Annotated in this window: 17 protein-coding genes; 4 read left to right on the top strand and 13 right to left on the bottom strand. The window is 62.9% G+C overall.

The features are described from left to right. Window positions 1–101 precede the first annotated feature (101 nt). From lpdA to JQ628_RS04415, 9 genes are all read right to left on the bottom strand, one after another. Window positions 102–1523, bottom strand: a complete 1422-nt coding sequence (gene lpdA, locus JQ628_RS04455; RefSeq protein WP_212219889.1) for a dihydrolipoyl dehydrogenase — start codon at window positions 1521–1523, stop codon at window positions 102–104. Next, window positions 1523–1699, bottom strand: a complete 177-nt coding sequence (locus JQ628_RS04450; protein ID WP_212219886.1) for a hypothetical protein — start codon at window positions 1697–1699, stop codon at window positions 1523–1525. Before JQ628_RS04450 ends, lpdA begins: the two co-directional genes overlap by 1 nt. A gap of 10 nt (window positions 1700–1709) precedes the next feature. Next, the gene (locus JQ628_RS04445) at window positions 1710–3068 is read right to left on the bottom strand and encodes a pyruvate dehydrogenase complex dihydrolipoamide acetyltransferase (protein WP_212219883.1); all 1359 of its coding nucleotides are present in this window, start codon (window positions 3066–3068) and stop codon (window positions 1710–1712) included. Window positions 3069–3070: 2 nt separating this feature from the next. After that, on the bottom strand, window positions 3071–3376 hold the full coding sequence (locus tag JQ628_RS04440) for a DUF5076 domain-containing protein (protein ID WP_212219880.1): 306 nt from the start codon (window positions 3374–3376) through the stop codon (window positions 3071–3073). A gap of 6 nt (window positions 3377–3382) precedes the next feature. Further along, on the bottom strand, window positions 3383–4780 hold the full coding sequence (locus JQ628_RS04435; RefSeq protein WP_212219877.1) for a pyruvate dehydrogenase complex E1 component subunit beta: 1398 nt from the start codon (window positions 4778–4780) through the stop codon (window positions 3383–3385). Between the two features lie 85 nt (window positions 4781–4865). Then, window positions 4866–5894, bottom strand: a complete 1029-nt coding sequence (gene pdhA / locus JQ628_RS04430; protein WP_212219874.1) for a pyruvate dehydrogenase (acetyl-transferring) E1 component subunit alpha — start codon at window positions 5892–5894, stop codon at window positions 4866–4868. A gap of 227 nt (window positions 5895–6121) precedes the next feature. Next, complete coding sequence (locus tag JQ628_RS04425) at window positions 6122–6448, bottom strand: FtsB family cell division protein (RefSeq protein WP_212219871.1); 327 nt, start codon at window positions 6446–6448, stop codon at window positions 6122–6124. A gap of 54 nt (window positions 6449–6502) precedes the next feature. After that, window positions 6503–7054 carry an NADPH-dependent FMN reductase gene (locus tag JQ628_RS04420; RefSeq protein ID WP_212219868.1) on the bottom strand — a complete coding sequence of 184 codons (552 nt, stop codon included), beginning with the start codon at window positions 7052–7054 and terminating at the stop codon, window positions 6503–6505. A gap of 139 nt (window positions 7055–7193) precedes the next feature. Beyond that, entirely contained in the window at window positions 7194–8333 is a 1140-nt protein-coding gene (locus JQ628_RS04415) for a zinc-binding dehydrogenase (RefSeq protein ID WP_212219865.1), read from the bottom strand. Between the two features lie 276 nt (window positions 8334–8609). On the opposite strand from JQ628_RS04415, the gene JQ628_RS04410 reads away from it, so the two are divergent. After that, window positions 8610–9851, top strand: coding sequence for a hypothetical protein (locus JQ628_RS04410; protein ID WP_212219862.1), 1242 nt, complete (start codon window positions 8610–8612; stop codon window positions 9849–9851). A 124-nt stretch (window positions 9852–9975) separates the two neighbouring features. Here JQ628_RS04410 and eno read toward each other — a convergent pair whose 3' ends face one another. After that, window positions 9976–11259, bottom strand: a complete 1284-nt coding sequence (gene eno / locus JQ628_RS04405; RefSeq protein ID WP_212219859.1) for a phosphopyruvate hydratase — start codon at window positions 11257–11259, stop codon at window positions 9976–9978. 175 nt (window positions 11260–11434) lie between these two features. Between eno and JQ628_RS04400 the strand changes: the two genes are divergently transcribed. From JQ628_RS04400 to queF, 3 genes are read left to right on the top strand one after another with little or no spacing between them, the layout of a single operon-like run. After that, window positions 11435–12421 (top strand): Vgb family protein, encoded by a 987-nt coding sequence (locus JQ628_RS04400; RefSeq protein ID WP_212219856.1) that lies wholly within the window; start codon window positions 11435–11437, stop codon window positions 12419–12421. Beyond that, entirely contained in the window at window positions 12418–12783 is a 366-nt protein-coding gene (locus tag JQ628_RS04395) for a c-type cytochrome (RefSeq protein WP_212219853.1), read from the top strand. Before JQ628_RS04400 ends, JQ628_RS04395 begins: the two co-directional genes overlap by 4 nt. A gap of 56 nt (window positions 12784–12839) precedes the next feature. Beyond that, complete coding sequence (gene queF, locus JQ628_RS04390; protein ID WP_212219850.1) at window positions 12840–13292, top strand: preQ(1) synthase; 453 nt, start codon at window positions 12840–12842, stop codon at window positions 13290–13292. An 82-nt stretch (window positions 13293–13374) separates the two neighbouring features. Here the strand turns inward: queF and JQ628_RS04385 are convergent, their stop codons facing one another. The 3 genes from JQ628_RS04385 to glsA form a co-directional block, all read right to left on the bottom strand. Then, complete coding sequence (locus tag JQ628_RS04385) at window positions 13375–14607, bottom strand: HlyD family secretion protein (protein ID WP_212219847.1); 1233 nt, start codon at window positions 14605–14607, stop codon at window positions 13375–13377. Further along, on the bottom strand, window positions 14600–15052 hold the full coding sequence (locus tag JQ628_RS04380; protein ID WP_212221096.1) for a hypothetical protein: 453 nt from the start codon (window positions 15050–15052) through the stop codon (window positions 14600–14602). The genes JQ628_RS04385 and JQ628_RS04380 overlap by 8 nt, the downstream gene beginning before the upstream one ends. 207 nt (window positions 15053–15259) lie before the next feature. Continuing rightward, window positions 15260–17134, bottom strand: a complete 1875-nt coding sequence (gene glsA, locus JQ628_RS04375; RefSeq protein ID WP_349628017.1) for a glutaminase A — start codon at window positions 17132–17134, stop codon at window positions 15260–15262. Window positions 17135–17201: the final 67 nt, after the last annotated feature.

Genomic DNA, 17201 nt, shown 5'->3' with positions numbered 1-17201 from the left:
TCTTGTTGTTCGTCATTGCGAGCGAAGCGAAGCAATCCAGCTTTGCCAAGCGAAGAAAGCTGGATTGCTTCGTCGCTTTGCTCCTCGCAATGACGGCATCCCTAGATATTCAACACGCGCCCATAGGCGTCGAGCACGGCTTCCTTCATCATCTCCGACAGGGTCGGATGCGGGAAGACGGTGTGCATCAGCTCTTCCTCGGTCGTCTCGAGATTCATCGCGACAACATAGCCCTGGATCAGCTCGGTGACCTCGGCGCCGATCATGTGGGCGCCAAGCAATTGCCCGGTCTTCTTGTCAAAGACAACCTTGACCAGGCCCTGATCCTCGCCGAGCGCGATCGCCTTGCCGTTGCCGACGAAGGGGAATCGCCCGACGCGGATTTCGCGGCCGCCTTCCTTGGCCTTGGCTTCGGTGAGACCGACGGACGCGACCTGCGGGTGGCAATACGTGCAGCCCGGGATCAGGTTCTTGTCCATGGCATGCGGATGCAGGCCCTTGATGGCCTCGACGCAGACCACGCCCTCGTGCTCGGCCTTGTGCGCCAGCATGGGCGGGCCTGCGACGTCGCCGATGGCGTAGATGCCGGGCACGTTGGTCTTGCCGTAGCCGTCGACCACCACGATGCCGCGGTCGGTCTTGACGCCGAGTTTTTCGAGGCCGAGATTTTCGATATTGCCGACCACGCCGACCGCCGAGATCACGCGCTCGAATTCAACCGTCTGCGGCTTGCCTTTGCCATCATCGATGGTGGCAACCACGCTGTCGCTCTTCTTCTCGAGCTTGCTCACCTTGGTATTGGTGAGGATCTTGATGCCCATTTTCTCGAAACGTTTTCGTGCCAGCCCTGCAATCTCCGCATCCTCGACAGGCAGGATCTGCGGCAGCACTTCGACGACGGTGACGTCAGAGCCCATGGTGTGGAAGAACGACGCGAACTCGATGCCGATCGCGCCGGAGCCGACCACCAGCAGCGACTTCGGCATCTTCTCCGGCACCATCGCCTCGAAATAGGTCCAGACCAGCTTCTTGTCGGGCTCGAGGCCCGGCAGCACGCGCGGCCGCGCGCCGGTGGCCAGGATGATGTGCTTGGCCTGATAGCTCCCCTCGCCGCTCGCGCCCTTCGGCGCCTCGACGGCGGATTTCTTCACCGTGATCTTGCCGGGCGCATCGATCGTGGCCTCGCCCCAGATCACCGTGACCTTGTTCTTCTTCATCAGGAAGCCGACGCCGTCATTGAGGCGCTTCGACACCCCGCGCGAGCGCTGCACCACGGCCTTCGGATCGTAGGCGACCTTTTCGGCCGACAGCCCGTAATCCTTGGCGTGCTGCATGTAGTGATAGATTTCCGCCGAACGCAGCAGCGCCTTGGTCGGGATGCAGCCCCAGTTGAGACAGATGCCGCCAAGATAGGCCTTCTCCACAATCGCGGTCTTGAAGCCGAGCTGGGCCGCGCGGATCGCGGTGACATAGCCGCCGGGGCCGGAGCCGATGATGATGACGTCGAAGGAGGTGTCGGCCATTACAAATCCGATCGTGAGAGAACGAGCAGCACGCCGGTCCACAGCACGGCGGCTGCCGCCGCACCGCCCAGGATGATGCGGACCTGCGTGGTCGAGGCAAGGTCCCGATTCCAGATGACGCCGGCGGCGATCACTGCCAGCGCAACGAGCACATAGGGAGCGTAGATCGCATACATGGCGATCTCCTCACACCATCATCATCACGGGGTTTTCGATCAGCCGCCGGAAGGCGCCGATCAGCTCGGCACCCAATGCACCATCGATGGCGCGGTGGTCGCAGGACAAGGTCGCGCTCATGATGTGCGCGGCCTCGATCTTGCCGTTGCGAACCACCGCCCGCTCCTCACTGGCACCGACCGCCAGGATGGTCGACTGCGGCGGGTTGATGACAGCCGTGAAGTGGCTGATGCCGTACATGCCGAGGTTGGAGACCGACGACGTGCCGCCCTGATATTCCTGCGGCTTGAGTTTGCGCGCCCGCGCGCGCGCGGCGAGATCCTTCATTTCATTCGAAATGGTCGACAGCGACTTGCTCTCGGCGCTACGGATGATCGGCGTGATCAGGCCGCCGGGCATCGCCACGGCGACGCCGACGTCGGAATGCTTGTGCTTGACCATGCCGCCTTCGGTCCAACTGACATTGCATTCCGGCACCTGCTGGAGCGCGACCGCCAGCGCCTTGATGACGAAGTCGTTGACCGAGAGCTTGTAGAGCGGCTTTTTCTCCTTGTCCTTGGGAGCCGCCGCGTTGATCTGCTCGCGGGCATCGAGCAACCGGCCGATCTCGCAGTCGATGGTGAGATAGAAGGTCGGAATGGTCTGCGTCGCCGCGGTAAGGCGCTGGGCAATGGTTCGGCGCATGCCGTCATGCGGCACGACTTCGTAGGAGCCCGGCTCGAACAGCGCGAGGATTTGCTGGTCCGACATCGCCGGCGCGATGCTCGGTGCGGCGCCAGGCGCCGCGGCGGGTGCCTTGAGGCCCTTGCCGGATTTGGCGCCCTCGACGTCGCGGGCGATGACGCGGCCGTGCGGTCCGGTGCCGGTGATGCGGCCGAGATCGATTCCGGCGTCTTTCGCCAGACGGCGCGCCAGCGGTGACGAGAAGATACGGCCCTGCCCGTTAGTTTTCGCGGCGGGTGCGGCCTGCGGAGCCGGAGCAGCCGGCGGTGGTGGCGCTTTCGCAGCTTGCGGCGCAGGTGCGGCGGCCGGTGCCGCAGCAGCAGGAGCCGGCGCGGGTTTTGGTGCTTCGGCAGCTTTCGGCGCGGGTGCTGCGGCCGCAGCACCCGCCGCCTTCACATCCTCGCCGTCGCCGGCAAGCACTGCGATCACGTCATTGACGGGAACGTCCTGCGTGCCCTCGGGCACCACGATCTTCGCGATCGTGCCCTCGTCAACCGCCTCGACTTCCATCGTCGCCTTGTCGGTCTCGATCTCCGCGATCACGTCGCCGGACTTGACCTTGTCGCCCTCCTTCTTGAGCCATTTGGCGAGGTTGCCCTTCTCCATCGTCGGCGACAGCGCGGGCATCAGAATATTGATTGGCATTGTCAGTGACCCTGTTGCGACCGCGGCGTGGTAGAGCCCATGTCGGTCGGCCGCGCGATTTCGGCTTCGAACATGTCGAGGATGCGCGCCAGCGCTTCTTCCTCGGTAAACTCGGATTCGCGCGCATAGGCGCGCGCGGCGTGGCGGGCGACGTCGACCAGCAGCAAGCCCCACATGTCCGGTTCCTCGAACGCACGCTGGAACGCGATCGAAAGCCCGCCATCGACGACGAACGCTCGCAAGACTTCTTGCGCATCCTCGCGGCCGATCACGTCGGGCGGCAACGGCTGTTCCTTCGGGCCGGCCATGGCGGCTTACCGGTAGGAGACGGCCTTGGCGGCTTCCACCACCTCGGCCACGGAAGGCAATGCGAGCTTCTCAAGGTTGGCCGCATAGGGCATCGGCACATCCTTGCCCGAGACGCGCGCGACCGGCGCATCCAGATAGTCGAATGCGTGCTCCATAATGCGCGCGGCGATCTCGGCGCCGACGCCGTTCTGCTGCCAGCCTTCTTCCACCGTCACCGCGCGGCCGGTCTTCTTCACGGACTCGACGATGGTTTCGGTGTCCATCGGGCGAAGCGTGCGCAGGTCGACCACCTCGGCCTCGATGCCTTCCTTGGCAAGTTCCTCGGCGGCTTTCAGCGCATAGGTCATGCCGTTCGACCATGAGACGATCGTGACGTCCTTGCCCTTGCGCACCACGCGCGCCTTGCCGATCGGCACGATGTAGTCATCGAGCTTCGGCACCTCGCCGGTGTGGCCGTACAGAACCTCGTTCTCCAGGAAGATCACCGGGTTGGGATCGCGGATCGCGGCCTTGAGCAGCCCCTTGTAGTCGGCGGCCGAGAACGGCGCGATCACCTTCAGGCCCGGGATTTGCGAATACCAGGCCGAATAGTCCTGGCTGTGCTGGGCCGCGACGCGTGCAGCGGCGCCGTTAGGCCCGCGGAACACGATCGAGCAGCCCATCTGGCCGCCGGACATGTAGAGCGTCTTGGCCGCTGAGTTGATGATCTGGTCCATCGCCTGCATGGCGAAGTTGAAGGTCATGAATTCGACGATCGGTTTGAGCCCGGCCATCGCCGCGCCGACGCCGACGCCGGCAAAGCCGTGCTCGGTGATCGGCGTGTCGATCACGCGCCGCGCGCCGAATTCCTGCAACAGCCCCTGCGTCACCTTGTAGGCGCCCTGATATTCGGCGACTTCTTCGCCCATGACAAAGACGTCGCCGTCGCGCCGCATCTCTTCGGCCATCGCATCGCGCAGCGCCTCGCGGATGGTCTGCGTCACGAACTCGGTGCCTTCAGGCACATCAGGCTCCGGCTCGCTGACGGCGGCCGGTGCGGTCGGGTGATGCGCGGCTTTCGGCTGCGGCGCCTCGGCCTTCGCTTCTGCGGGCGGGGCCGACTCCGCGGCCTTTTGCGGAGCCGCGGGCGCCGGTGCCTTGGCAAGATCGGCCGCGCTCTCGCCGTCCGCAAGGATCGTTGCAATCGGCGTGTTGACCGCAACGTCGGCGGTGCCTTCCGGAATCAGGATCTTGCCGAGCGTGCCCTCATCGGTGGCCTCGACTTCCATCGTCGCCTTGTCGGTCTCGATCTCGGCGATCACGTCGCCCGACTTGATCGTCTCGCCTTCCTTTTTCAGCCATTTGGCGAGGTTGCCCTTTTCCATGGTGGGCGAGAGCGCAGGCATCAGCACTTGAATTGGCATGGTAGCTCCGAAACTTAGGCCTTTTGTTTGAGCATGATCCTGTCCGAAAACCGGTTCCCACTTTTCGGGATCATGCTCTGCGCTCTCAGCGATAAACGTCGGTGTAGAGTTCGGACACATCGGGCTCGGGATCGTGCTGGGCGAAATCCGCCGCCTCGTTGACGATCTCGCGCACCTCGGCGTCGATGTTCTTCAAATCCTGCTCGCTGACCTTTGCGGCCAGCAGGCGATTGCGCACCTGCTCGATCGGATCCTGATCGTGGCGGACTTTTTCCACCTCTTCACGGGTGCGGTATTTTGCCGGATCCGACATCGAGTGGCCGCGGTAGCGGTAGGTCTGCATTTCCAGGATGTAGGGCCCCTTGCCGTCCCGGCACCATGCGACCGCCTCGTCGCCTGCGGCCTTCACCGCGCGCACGTCCATGCCGTCGACCTGCTTGCCCGGAATGTTGAAGGAGGCGCCGCGCTTGGAGAAATCGGTCTGCGCGGAAGAACGCGTCACCGAGGTGCCCATGGCGTAGCGGTTGTTCTCGATGACATAGACCACGGGAAGCTTCCACAGCTCCGCCATGTTGAAGCTCTCATAGACCTGGCCCTGGTTGGCGGCGCCGTCGCCGAAATAGGCGAGGCTGACACTGTCGTTGCCGCGATAGCGGTTGGCAAAAGCAAGGCCGGTGCCGAGCGAAACCTGCGCGCCGACGATGCCGTGACCGCCGTAAAAATGCTCGGCCAGGCTGAACATGTGCATCGAGCCGCCCTTGCCCTTGGAGTAGCCGCCGCGGCGTCCGGTCAGCTCGGCCATCACGCCCTTGGCCTCCATGCCGCAGGCCAGCATGTGGCCGTGATCACGGTATCCCGTTATGACCTGATCGCCCTTCTTCAGGGCCATCTGCATGCCGACGACGACGGCTTCCTGGCCGATATAGAGATGGCAGAAGCCGCCGATCGCGCCCATGCCGTAGAGCTGGCCGGCCTTTTCCTCAAAGCGCCGGATCAGCAGCATGTCGCGCAGCGCCTTCAGTTCCTGCTCTTTCGAAAATTCCGGCACCGAGCCGTTGCCCTTCGCATGCTCCAGCCCTGCTTCCTTTGCGGTGTTTTTCTTGGGTGCGGCCATGACGTTTCCGGGTGAGAGAAGGTGGGGAGGAACCTTGTCTATCCCAACTCAAATGCCTGCGAAAGGATTGCAACGGCTTCACGAAAATATTGCTATGCCGCACTGCAACGAGCGCGACATTTTCGTGATCGTTGTGACCGGATTTTGAAATTTGCGCACACTCCGGAGCCAGAGGCCGCGTAGCGATAAGTAGGTACCGGTTTTCCGAAAGAGATTGTGCGTCTGCCTCAGCGCCCGCTGACCGGCCTGATGACCCGGACCAGATCGCGCGGATTGGCGTAGTCGAGCTGGAATCGCGCGCGCTCATCCAGCATGTCGGGGTCGACCCGGTCGGAGCGCAGCAGCGATACCCGCTGCTCGCCCTCGGCGCGCTCGCGCTTCAGCCGCGCCAGCTCCGAGGTCAGCGCAATGATCTCCTGATCGAGTTCCTGCCGCGCGTTCAGCCCGTATTTGCCGGTGTAGGCGTTGACGCCGAAATAGCCGACCATCAGCGCCGCGATCGTATAGAGCGCGAGCCCGGTAAGGATCGATTTGAGTCGGGTACGGGAGACCATGGCCGCAACCATGCGGCCATGGGGTTAACGGAATGCTAAGCGGGGCGCTGGGCGTTACTTGCTCTGCTTCTCAACGAAGGCCGCAAAGGCGTCGATGTATTGCTGTAGCACCTTCTGCACCGGCTCGCTGGCGAGCTGACCCTTATCGTCGCAGGCAGCGCCGATGGCGTTCAGATAGATTTCAGGCTGTCCCATGATCGGGCCCGTGATGCCCGGCATGATATTCTGCAAATGCTTGGCCGCGCTTACGCCGCCCAGCGCGCCCGGCGAATTGGAGACGATCCCCGTCGGCTTGCCGAGGAACGAACTCTTGCCATAGGGCCGCGAGCCGACGTCGATCGCGTTCTTCAGCACGCCCGGGATCGAACGATTGTACTCCGGCGTGACGAAGATAATGCCGTTCGACTTCTGCACCTTTTCGCGGAAGGCGAGCCAGTCGGCCGGGGGTGCCGCTTCCAGATCCTGATTGAAGAAGGAAAGGCCATGAAGCGTGGTGACGTCGATCTGAAGCGAAGCCGGTGCCAGCTTTGCCAGCGCATTGGCGACCTTCAGCGAAAAACTGTCCTTGCGAAGACTGCCGACGATCGCGACGATATTATAGGCCATTGAATTTTTCCTTTGAGAACCGACAGGCGAAACTGACCTAGCGGCAGCCGTAGTCCCATGCAAGTGCATGCATGCCGCAATCCGGAAACGCAGCGTTCACAAAAATGCGCTTGCAGGAAGCCGCGAACAGGACAGTTGCTCACGCCTCCTTGTTCGGGTTGATCAGGAATTTCTCGCCGGTGGCGCGCTTGGCGTAGACAGCGATGTTGTCGAGTTGCAGCGTTTCCTGTAGCGACACCACCCGCGTGTAGTGGCTGGCGAACGTCGTCTTCAGTTCGGACGCCACGCGCTGGCGCAGCCGGCCAATATCGGCCGGGCCGATCTTTTGCAGGAACGGCGTCAGCAGCCAGCCGCCGACACCCCAGCTCAGGCCGAATGACCGGGAGAGTTCGGTCGGCCGATTGTCGAGGCTGCCGTAGATGTAGACCTGCTTGTACACGTTGGAGCCGTAACGGCTGTATTCCTTCGCGGTCTTGTTGGCGGCGATCTCCATCGCGGTGAGGATCTGGCCCGCCAGCCTGCCGCCGCCGATCGCATCGAAGGCGATCGTCGCGCCGGTCTCCACCACCGCGCCCGTGAGATCGTCCATGAACGTATCGGTGGAGGAATCGACGATGTATTTCGCGCCGATTTTGCGCAAGATGTCGGCCTGCTCCTTACTGCGCACGATGTTGACGAGGCCGATGCCGTCCTTGATGCAGATCTTGTTCAGCATCTGCCCGAGGTTCGAGGCGGCCGCGGTGTGCACCAGCGCCTTGTGGTTCTCCCGCCGCATCGTCTCGGTCATGCCGAGCGCGGTCAGCGGATTGACGAACCAGGATGCGCCGTCGGCCGCTGTGGTGCCGGCCGGCAGCTCCATCACGTCCCTCACCCTGAGCACGCGATACTGGGTGTACATCGCGCCGCCGATCATCGACACCGTCTTGCCCATCAGCGCTTTCGCGGCATCCGATGCGCCGGTCCGGATCACGGTGCCGGCGCCTTCATTGCCAACAGGGAGCGATTGATCGAGCCGCGCCGCCATCATCCGCATGGCCGCATCGGGCATTTTTGCCGTGATCACGGGCGCGTCCCTGGTGCCCGACGCCTTGGCGGTCGACATGTCGGCGGTGCCGATCAAGAGGCCCAGGTCGGATGGATTGATCGGCGTCGCCTCGACCCGCACGACCACCTCGTCGTCCGCGGGTTCCGGGGTCGGGATATTCACCAGCGAAAGTTCGAGCTCGCCGCTCTTCTTGAGCAGCGAACGCAGTTGCAGCCCGCTCTTGCCATCACTCATGACCACTTCCTCCCTGCCCGCGGCCGGACACACCGGCGCTTTTGCTTGTCCAAACACCATTTTCGGCCACGGTCCGCAATGACGTTAACGATTGCGGCGTGTTCGAGCCGACGCACATACCCACAGACCGACGCGTTGCGCCACGGCAACAGTTCCCCAAATCATTTGAATTCCTGTAGCATCCGCCCTTGCACGTCCACATTCCGGGCCGAAACATCGGAGTCGGATACTTGATTGTGCAACCGGGCTCGATGGGGGCCGTTGGAGGCAGGGATCATGAACCCGCGGCGATCCGCAAGTTTGGCGGCGGCGTTTTATCCAACCGTCGTAGTTGCAGGCTGGGCTTTCGTCAGCCTTACCGGCACGGCCTCACCTCGCATCGAGAACACCGACGCGGCGACGCATGTCGTCGACCGGCTCGCGCCTTCATTGACCGCCGCGGTCAACCATGCGGCTGCGCCGCAGGTAGCAGTTCCGGAGACGATTGCGGCGCAGACAATTGCGGTAAGCACCGCCATACCCGAAACCACTGAGGTTGAAGCGGCCGCCGACCTCGTGGCGAATCCACCCGCGGCGACAAAGCCCGACACCATTACAGCGACCGCCGAGATTACGGCGACCGCCGAGGCGGAGCTGAAGCCGATCGTCGTCGCTACGGCGGGCGATCCCGCGGAAGTGTTGCCGCAGGCACCTTCGCCCGTGCAGGCGGCCATATCTGGTACCATCGAGTCGCCTCCTCAGGATATCAGGCCGAATCCGAACCGCATCGAGATCGTCGGCGAGTGCCTGGTCGCGGAGCCCTGCATCGACCAATACTTGTTCGCACTGTATGAGCGCACGCCCAAGGAAGACACCATCAAGGAGACCGAGAAGCGCAAGGTGCAGATCAAGCGCAAGGGCAAGCTGATCACGGTCACCCGCAGCTTCACAAAACTCGTCGACAACGATTTCACCTGGAAGGATCCCAAGGCGGCCGAACGCATCGGCATGTCGATGAGCGACTACGTGATCGGCGGCATGGACAGGAGCTTCAAGCTGAAACTGTTCTATATGCTACAGGCGGCGGAGAATGCCGGGCTCCAGCCGGGCATCACCAGCGCGTTCCGCGACGACTACCGCCAGTCGATCGCAGCCGGCCTGAAGGCGGCGGCGAACAGGTCGTATCACGGCGGCAGTCTCCGCGGCGGTTACGGCAAGGGGCTTGCCGCCGACATCGTGAGCGTCAACGGCGCCAGTCGCGCCCAGCGCTGGACCTCGACCGAAATCCTCTGGAAATGGGTCGATGCGAACGGCAAGCAATACGGCATCGGACGGCCGTATCTCGCCTTCGACCCGCCGCATGTCGGCCCGATCGACGGCCCGGAATACGCATCCCGCCGCGGCGGCGCGAAGGCCGCGAGCGCCGACGTCAAGAAGCGCACGAGGCACGCCGCGCACAGCAAGCCCAGCGCGGCAAAGCGCGCGGTAGCGGCGAAACCGTCCAAGCCCCAGCGGCCCAAGCTCGCAGCAGCGCGGTAGAGCCGCTTCCGTTCCGATGGAATCGGAACGGGGGCTCATTTTTGTATGACGCGTTTTCTTAACGCGAACCGGTATCCATCCCGCATCGAGTGCGGGACAGGCTTCGCTCGAAAACGCTTTGCCTTTACGCCAGCGCCCTCAACGCCGCCTTCCCGGCATATTTCGCCTGCTTGCCGAGCTGCTCTTCGATGCGCAGCAACTGGTTGTATTTGGCCGTGCGGTCGGAGCGTGCCAGCGAGCCGGTCTTGATCTGCCCGCAATTGGTGGCGACCGCCAGATCAGCGATGGTGGAATCTTCCGTCTCGCCTGAACGGTGCGACATCACTGCGGTATAGCCGGCTTTGTACGCCATCTCGATCGCCGCCAGCGTTTCCGTCAACGTGCCGATCTGGTTGACCTTGATCAGGATCGAATTGGCAAGACCGCCCTTGATGCCGTCGGCGAGGCGCTTGACGTTGGTGACGAACAGATCGTCGCCGACGAGCTGGCACTTCTTGCCGATCAGATCGGTCAGCTCTTTCCAGCCCTCCATGTCGTCTTCCGACATGCCGTCCTCGATGGTGACGATCGGATAGCGCGAGACGAGATCGGCAAGATATTTGGCCTGCTCCGAAATCGAGCGCGTCTTGTTCTCGCCGCCGTAGACGTATTTGCCGTCCTTGAAGAATTCGGTCGAAGCGCAATCGAGCCCCAGCATCACGTCGCTGCCCGCCTTGTAGCCGGCCTTGCCGATCGCGCTCATGATGAATTCGAGCGCTGCATCCGCCGTCGGCAGGTTCGGTGCAAAGCCGCCCTCATCGCCGACATTGGTATTGTGACCGGCCTTCTTCAATTCGCCGCGCAGCGTGTGAAAGATTTCCGAGCCGCAGCGCAGGGCGTCCGCGAATGTCGCCGCTCCAACCGGCAGGATCATGAACTCCTGAAAGTCGATCGGATTGTCGGCATGCACGCCGCCATTGATGATGTTCATCATCGGCACCGGCAGCGTCCGCGCCGAGGTGCCGCCGACATAACGATACAGCGGCATGTCGAACGATTCCGCCGCGGCCTTGGCGCAGGCCAGCGACACGCCGAGGATCGCGTTGGCCCCTAACCGGCTCTTGTTCGGCGTGCCGTCGAGATCGATCATGGTCTGATCGATGTGCACCTGCTCCTCGACCGCCTGATCGGCCAGCGCCTCGAAAATCTCGCCATTGACGGCGTCGACCGCCTTCTGCACGCCCTTGCCGAGATATTTCGCCTTGTCGCCGTCGCGCAGCTCCACCGCCTCATGTGCACCGGTGGAAGCGCCCGACGGCACCGCAGCCCGCCCCATCGAACCGTCCTCGAGGATCACGTCGACCTCGACGGTGGGATTGCCGCGGCTGTCCAGGATTTCGCGGCCGATGATGTCAACGATGGCAGTCATGTTGTCGTCCCCAAAGTGAGATGTGGCTGGATTTGGCGGGGTCATACACGGCGGGCAAGCAAATGTGAACGCTCTCGCGGATGCCCGATCGGGACGTTTGGATGTGATAGGCTTATGCTGTTCAAAGGTTGATCCAAGCGCCCAAACCTTCCCCTTCAGAAGCCGGGGTAACGCAATGAATCGCCGCAAGTTTCTCAACTTCACGACTGCCGCAATTTTGGCCGCCCCGGCGCTCCTGCGCCACGCCGATGCCCAGGAAGGCCCGTTCCGGGTGAAATACTTTCCGGTGGCGCCCGGTTCGGGCTCGCGCGACACCGCCGCCGCGCCTGACGGCACCATCTGGTATTGCGGCCAGCGCAACGGCACGCTGGGGCGGCTCGATCCACGGGATGGCTCGTTCAAGCAGATCGACCTTGGCAAGGGAGCTGCGCCTCACGGCGTCATCGTCGGGCCGGACGGCGCAGCCTGGATCACTGAAGGCGGGCAGAATGCGATCGCGCGCGTCGACCCCGGTGACCACAAGGTGCAGTTGTTCCGCCTGCCCGAGAGCGCGGCCTATGCCAATCTCAACACGGCCGTGTTCGACAGGAACGGCATCTACTGGTTCACCGGCCAAAGCGGAATCTATGGCCGGCTCGATCCCAAATCGGGCGAAATGCACGTGTTCAAGTCGCCGCGCGGCCGCGGCACTTATGGCATCACCATCACGCCGCAGGGCGACATCTGGTACGCCTCGCTCGCCGGCAGCCACATCGCCAAAATCAACACCAGGACCGGCGATGCCACCGTGGTCGAGCCGCCGACGCCCAATCAGGGCGCGCGGCGGGTGTGGTCGGATTCGAAGGGCCGCATCTGGGTCAGCGAGTGGAACAGCGGCAACGTCTCGATGCACGATCCATCCGACAATTCCTGGAAGGCCTGGAAGCTGCCCGGCTCCGGTCCCCGCACCTACGCGGTTTACGTCGATGAGAAGGACAAGGTCTGGCTCACCGATTTCGGGGCGAATGCGATCGTGCGCTTCGACCCCATGAGCGAAAAGTTCGACTCGTTCCCAAGCGACATGGCGGGCGCCAATGTGCGGCACCTTGCCGGCAGACCGGGCGAAGTGTGGGGCGGCGAGTCCGGGACCAACCGCCTGGTGCGAATCCAGACCGTCGCGTGAAGTCAGCGCTTTGCTTCCTCTTGCTTCTCGCCCCCGTCTCCGCATCAGCCGAAGACGGGGCAAAGCTGTTCACGCCTTGCCGCGCCTGCCACAGCCTCGATCCCGCCGAACAGGGATTGCCCGGCCCCAACTTGTCCGATCTGATCGGACGAACGGTCGGCAGTGCCGAAGGGTTCGACTATTCGCCCGCGCTGCGCAAGGCGAACGCCGACGGCCTGCGCTGGGACGCCCAGCGGCTCGACCGTTTCCTTAACGACCCCGCCGAAATGTTTCCGGGGTTGTGGATGTCGATCCGCGGCATCGAGGATGCCGGTGACCGCGGCGCGCTGGTGCGCTTCCTGTCCGATCCCGCTTCGCGTTGACGGTTGACGGCCACTTCCCCTTGCGCCAATGACGGCTCTGACACAGGACCGACATCATGGCGAAAAAATCCCTGCAACTCGGCCGCGCCGTGGAATGGCCCGACAGCCCGGAAAAGGCGGTGCTCGATCCCGTTCCCAATCCGCAGGCGAATACCGATTATCTGGTGCGCTTCACGGTCCCGGAATTCACCTCGATCTGCCCGGTGACGGGCCAACCGGATTTCGCGCATCTTGCGATCGACTACGTGCCCGGCAAGTGGTTGCTCGAATCCAAATCGCTAAAGCTGTTTGTCGCAAGCTTCCGCAATCACGGCGCATTCCACGAGGATTGCACCGTGATGATCGGCAAGCGCATCGTAGACGCCATCAAGCCGAAATGGCTGCGCATCGGCGGCTACTGGTATCCGCGCGGCGGCATCCCGATCGACGTGTTCTGGCAGACCGGCCGCCTGCCCAAGGGCCTGTGGGTGCCAGACCAAGGCGTCGCGCCTTACCGCGGACGCGGGTAATTTATTACCCAAAAGACGCCTGATATCCTACCGTCCATGGGGTTGTTTCGCTATTTTTGAATCGAGCCCGCGCGAGGTCCGCTCAGTGCCCGCTCAGCACCAGCGTCTTGACCGGCAACAGCAGCGCCTGGATGCGCAACAGCAAGGCATGCACAAGTCCCGTCGCATCGACGACGTGTAATGCAAAGCTCTTGAAGCCACCGACCTTGCCCGAGGCGATCAGTTCGTGATTGCTGGTGTAGGCGTTCGCGACGCAACTGCTGCCTGGCGTCACGCCATCGAGGCCGCCCTTGAAGATCGGCTCCATGAACACGAGAATCGTTCCCGGGCGGACGGTGCTCTGCGCTTCGAGCAATTGCTCGCCGCCCCTGAACTGACCGGCCGCGATGTAATTCTGCACGTTGGTCACCACCAGCGGGATGATCACCCAGGGCCTCGAGATGCAGGTCGCCTCGGCCACCATTCCGACCTTCATGACCTGGCCCTCGATCTGGCCAAACCCAGCAGAGAGCACGCGCTGCCTGTCGCCTTCGGGGATCAGGACGCCGGCGGCGCGCATGATCGGATTGACAATATCGCCGGGGCGCAACAGGAATTGTTCGACGCGCCCATTTACGCCGGCCCGGACAAAGGTCTTGTCCAGATCGACCTGCGCCTCGGCGAGCGCCGCTTGCGCGCTGGCCTTCTCGGCCGGAATGAGCGCGGTAACGCGCGTCGACGCGGACTGTTTTGCAGCCGTTGCCGCGTCGAGAGAGCCCTGACGCTGGGCGACGATCACCTGTAGCTTTTCGATGTCACGCTGCGGCACGATACCGGGGTTGCGCCGCTGTAGCTCGGTCTTGACGTCGAGCTCGTCCTGAGCCTGCTGTAGCGAATTCTTCGCTTCCTGAAGCTGGCCTTCCGCCTTGAGCACGTCGGCTTCCGCCGCCAGCATCGCAGCATCCACTTCGGCGATCTTGCGCTTGGCCGTTTCCAGCGCGGCCCTCTGCTTTGAATTGTCCAGCGTGAAAAGCACATCGCCTTGTTTGACCGGCGCGCTGTAATCAACGTGAACCTCCGCGACCCGGCCGACCGTTTCGGTGACGATCGGGACGGTCCGGAAGTAAAGGGTTGCCGACGACGTCGACGGATGGAAATAGAAGATCATCGTGATCAGCGCGATCGTTAGCATGAGGCAGCTCACGATGCCGTATCGCAGCTCGAACCACACCGAGAAGAGATTGATCTCCTTGCCCCACCGCTTGCCCTGCCGGTAACGGCGATAGAGATAGTCGGGCAGGATCGTCAACATCGAGCAAAGCAGCAGCTCAAGCATGGCCGTGCACCTCGCTCTTGGTGGCTGGGGACTTGCCGTCGCCGGCGACCACCCGGCGCGGACCGGTGTCATCGGGCACAACGGCCGGTTCTTCTTCGGGCGTAACGCCGGCCATTTTCTCGACCGATCCCGCAATCCGGCGCAGCGGCGAGCCGAAATCAGGCAGGTCGACCATCGCAAGGAGCAAGCCTGCGACCCAAAAAATGTGGATGTGGGTGAATAGCGCCAGCAAACCCAGCACCGCCACGATCTCGAACTGAAGCTTGTGCCCCCTGTGCGCCATCCGCTCCGGCAGCGTGTGCAGGTGCAGATAGATATTTCCGAATGTGAGGATCGCGACCAGCAGGAAAATGCCGACGATCCACATCAGCACGTCGGTTTCACCCGGGGCGGTGATGAAGGCCGGCAGGTGATGCGGCGCGGCGGGATGCATCGGCTCACTCAAAAAAGCTCTCCATTCGAGCGCGCGCTTGTTCGTATGGCGCCAGGGAAAATCGACCCTATCGAGGGCCTGATTCATTGATTTAAGTCAAACCATTAGCCGCGCGTCGACATTCGAAGCCGATTTATCTTTGCACAATATTGGAACTTGGCAAGCGCCAGGGCGAAGCTTGCCGTCATCACCCTGTCGATAATGGCGCGAAGCGCATTGCTAGTAAGCGCTGAGCAGATCGACCTTGGCGTTGGCGAGGATGAGACGCCGCGCCAGCAGCGCCGAAAGATTTCTCATGATCTTCATGGAAATCTGCGGATGAAGCTGGCGGTAGTCGGCAAACGCGTCAAGCGGGAGTTCCAGGCATTTGACCGCGGTATCGGCCCAGACGTCGGCGCTGCGCCGGTTCTCGATGATCGCCATCTCGCCGAATTCCATCCCCGGCCCGAGCGAGGCCAGCCGCACGCCACTCGGCAATTTCACGCTGACCATGCCGCTTTGCAGAAAGAACAGCGAGTTGGCGGGATCGCCTGCGCTAATGATGCGCTGGCCGGCTTCGTAGCGGCGCATGGTCGACAACTCGGCCAGGGCCGCGATCTCTTCCGGATCGAGCTCGGCGAGCAGCGCCTGCTCGCCGAGATGCGTCGTTTCCTTTTGCGCCGTGAAACCGCCATAGCGGTAGATCACCTGGTCCTCAGCCCATTCGATGGCATCGTCGAGCAGCGCAAAACGCCGCAGCCGCCTGGGCTCGAGAACGCGGTCCCGGATGGCCGACCAGACCTGCGAGGTCGGCTCAACACCGGTCAGGATCGTGGTGACGCCGGCATTGCCCAGGATCGTAAGCTTTTCGCCGAGCAGTTGCGCACCGGCCGCGGTAAGGTCTGGCACCCGGCGGAAATCCAGTATCAGCAATGGTGCGTTCGGTGGCTCGCCGGCGAGCCTCCGCGTAACATAGTCGATGGCTGCAAAATTGAGCGCGCCGACCAGTTCGATGACGCGGATGTCGCTGTGACGGTCGTCGAGGATCTGCTGCTCATGCGGCTGGCGGCTGCGCCGCGATGCAATTCCGAAGATGTCGTAGTCGGCGATAATGCAGGTGCGAACGTCGGAGCTGCGGTTGAGCATGTGCAGGTCGAAGCGCGCCGACAGCGCCTCACAGACCTTGAGGCCGCGCACACTATTGAAATGGCCGTCCAATAGCGGCGAGAAAGTGCCAAGCCCCATCTGCGAAGGCAACGCCGCAACGATGCCGCCGCCGACGCCGCTCTTGGCGGGGATGCCGACGCGATAGATCCATTCGCCGGCGTAGTCGTACATGCCCGAACTGGTCATCACCGACAGCGTTCGCGCCACCACATTCGGCGCGATCACCTGCACGCCGGTGACCGGATTGACGCCGCGGTTGGCCAGTGTCGCCGCCATCACGGCGAGATCGCGCGCAGTGACGAGGATGGCGCACTGCTTGAAATAGGTGTCGAGCACGGCATCGACGTCGCCCTGCACCACCAGATAATTGCGCAACAGCCAGGCAATCGCCCGGTTGCGGTTGCCGGTTTCGGTTTCGGATGCATGCACGGCGTCATCGACACCGAGTTCGCGTCCGGCAAACTGGCTGAGCTTTTCATGAATGCGAGCGAATGCAGCCTTGCCGTCGACCTGATGGATCAATCCGGAGCATGCGATCGCGCCGGCATTCACCATCGGATTGAACGGCCGATTGTCGTTGGTGAGCCGGATCGAATTGAAGGCTTCGCCGCTCGGCTCCACGCCGATCGCCGCCGAGACGCGCTCCTCGCCGACCAGTTCAAGCGCCAGGGCGAACACAAAGGCCTTCGATACCGACTGGATGGTGAACGGTACCCGGCTGTCACCGACTTCATAGATGTGGCCATCGATCGTGACGAGGCCGATACCGAAATGCGCCGGATCGGCGCGCTTCAGCTCGGGAATGTAATCGGCCACGGCGCCGGAATGATCGGATCGAAATTCCTCGTAGCAGTCGGCGAGAAATCGCTGAAGCGGAGGTTGGGTGGCATATCCGGTAGTGCGGGCCGGGGAAATGATATTGCTGGAATTATGGAGTTGGGCGTCCACTGGTTCACCTGTAGACGAAAATTCAAGCAATCTCCGTGCCATGCATGCAATACGGCAGGCGCATCGC

The sequence above is a fragment of the Bradyrhizobium lablabi genome (assembly GCF_018129385.1).
GTDB classification, from domain to species: Bacteria; Pseudomonadota; Alphaproteobacteria; order Rhizobiales; family Xanthobacteraceae; genus Bradyrhizobium; species Bradyrhizobium lablabi_C.
Note: the sequence above shows the minus strand (reverse complement) of the source record. Positions and strands in the feature narration are given on the sequence as shown.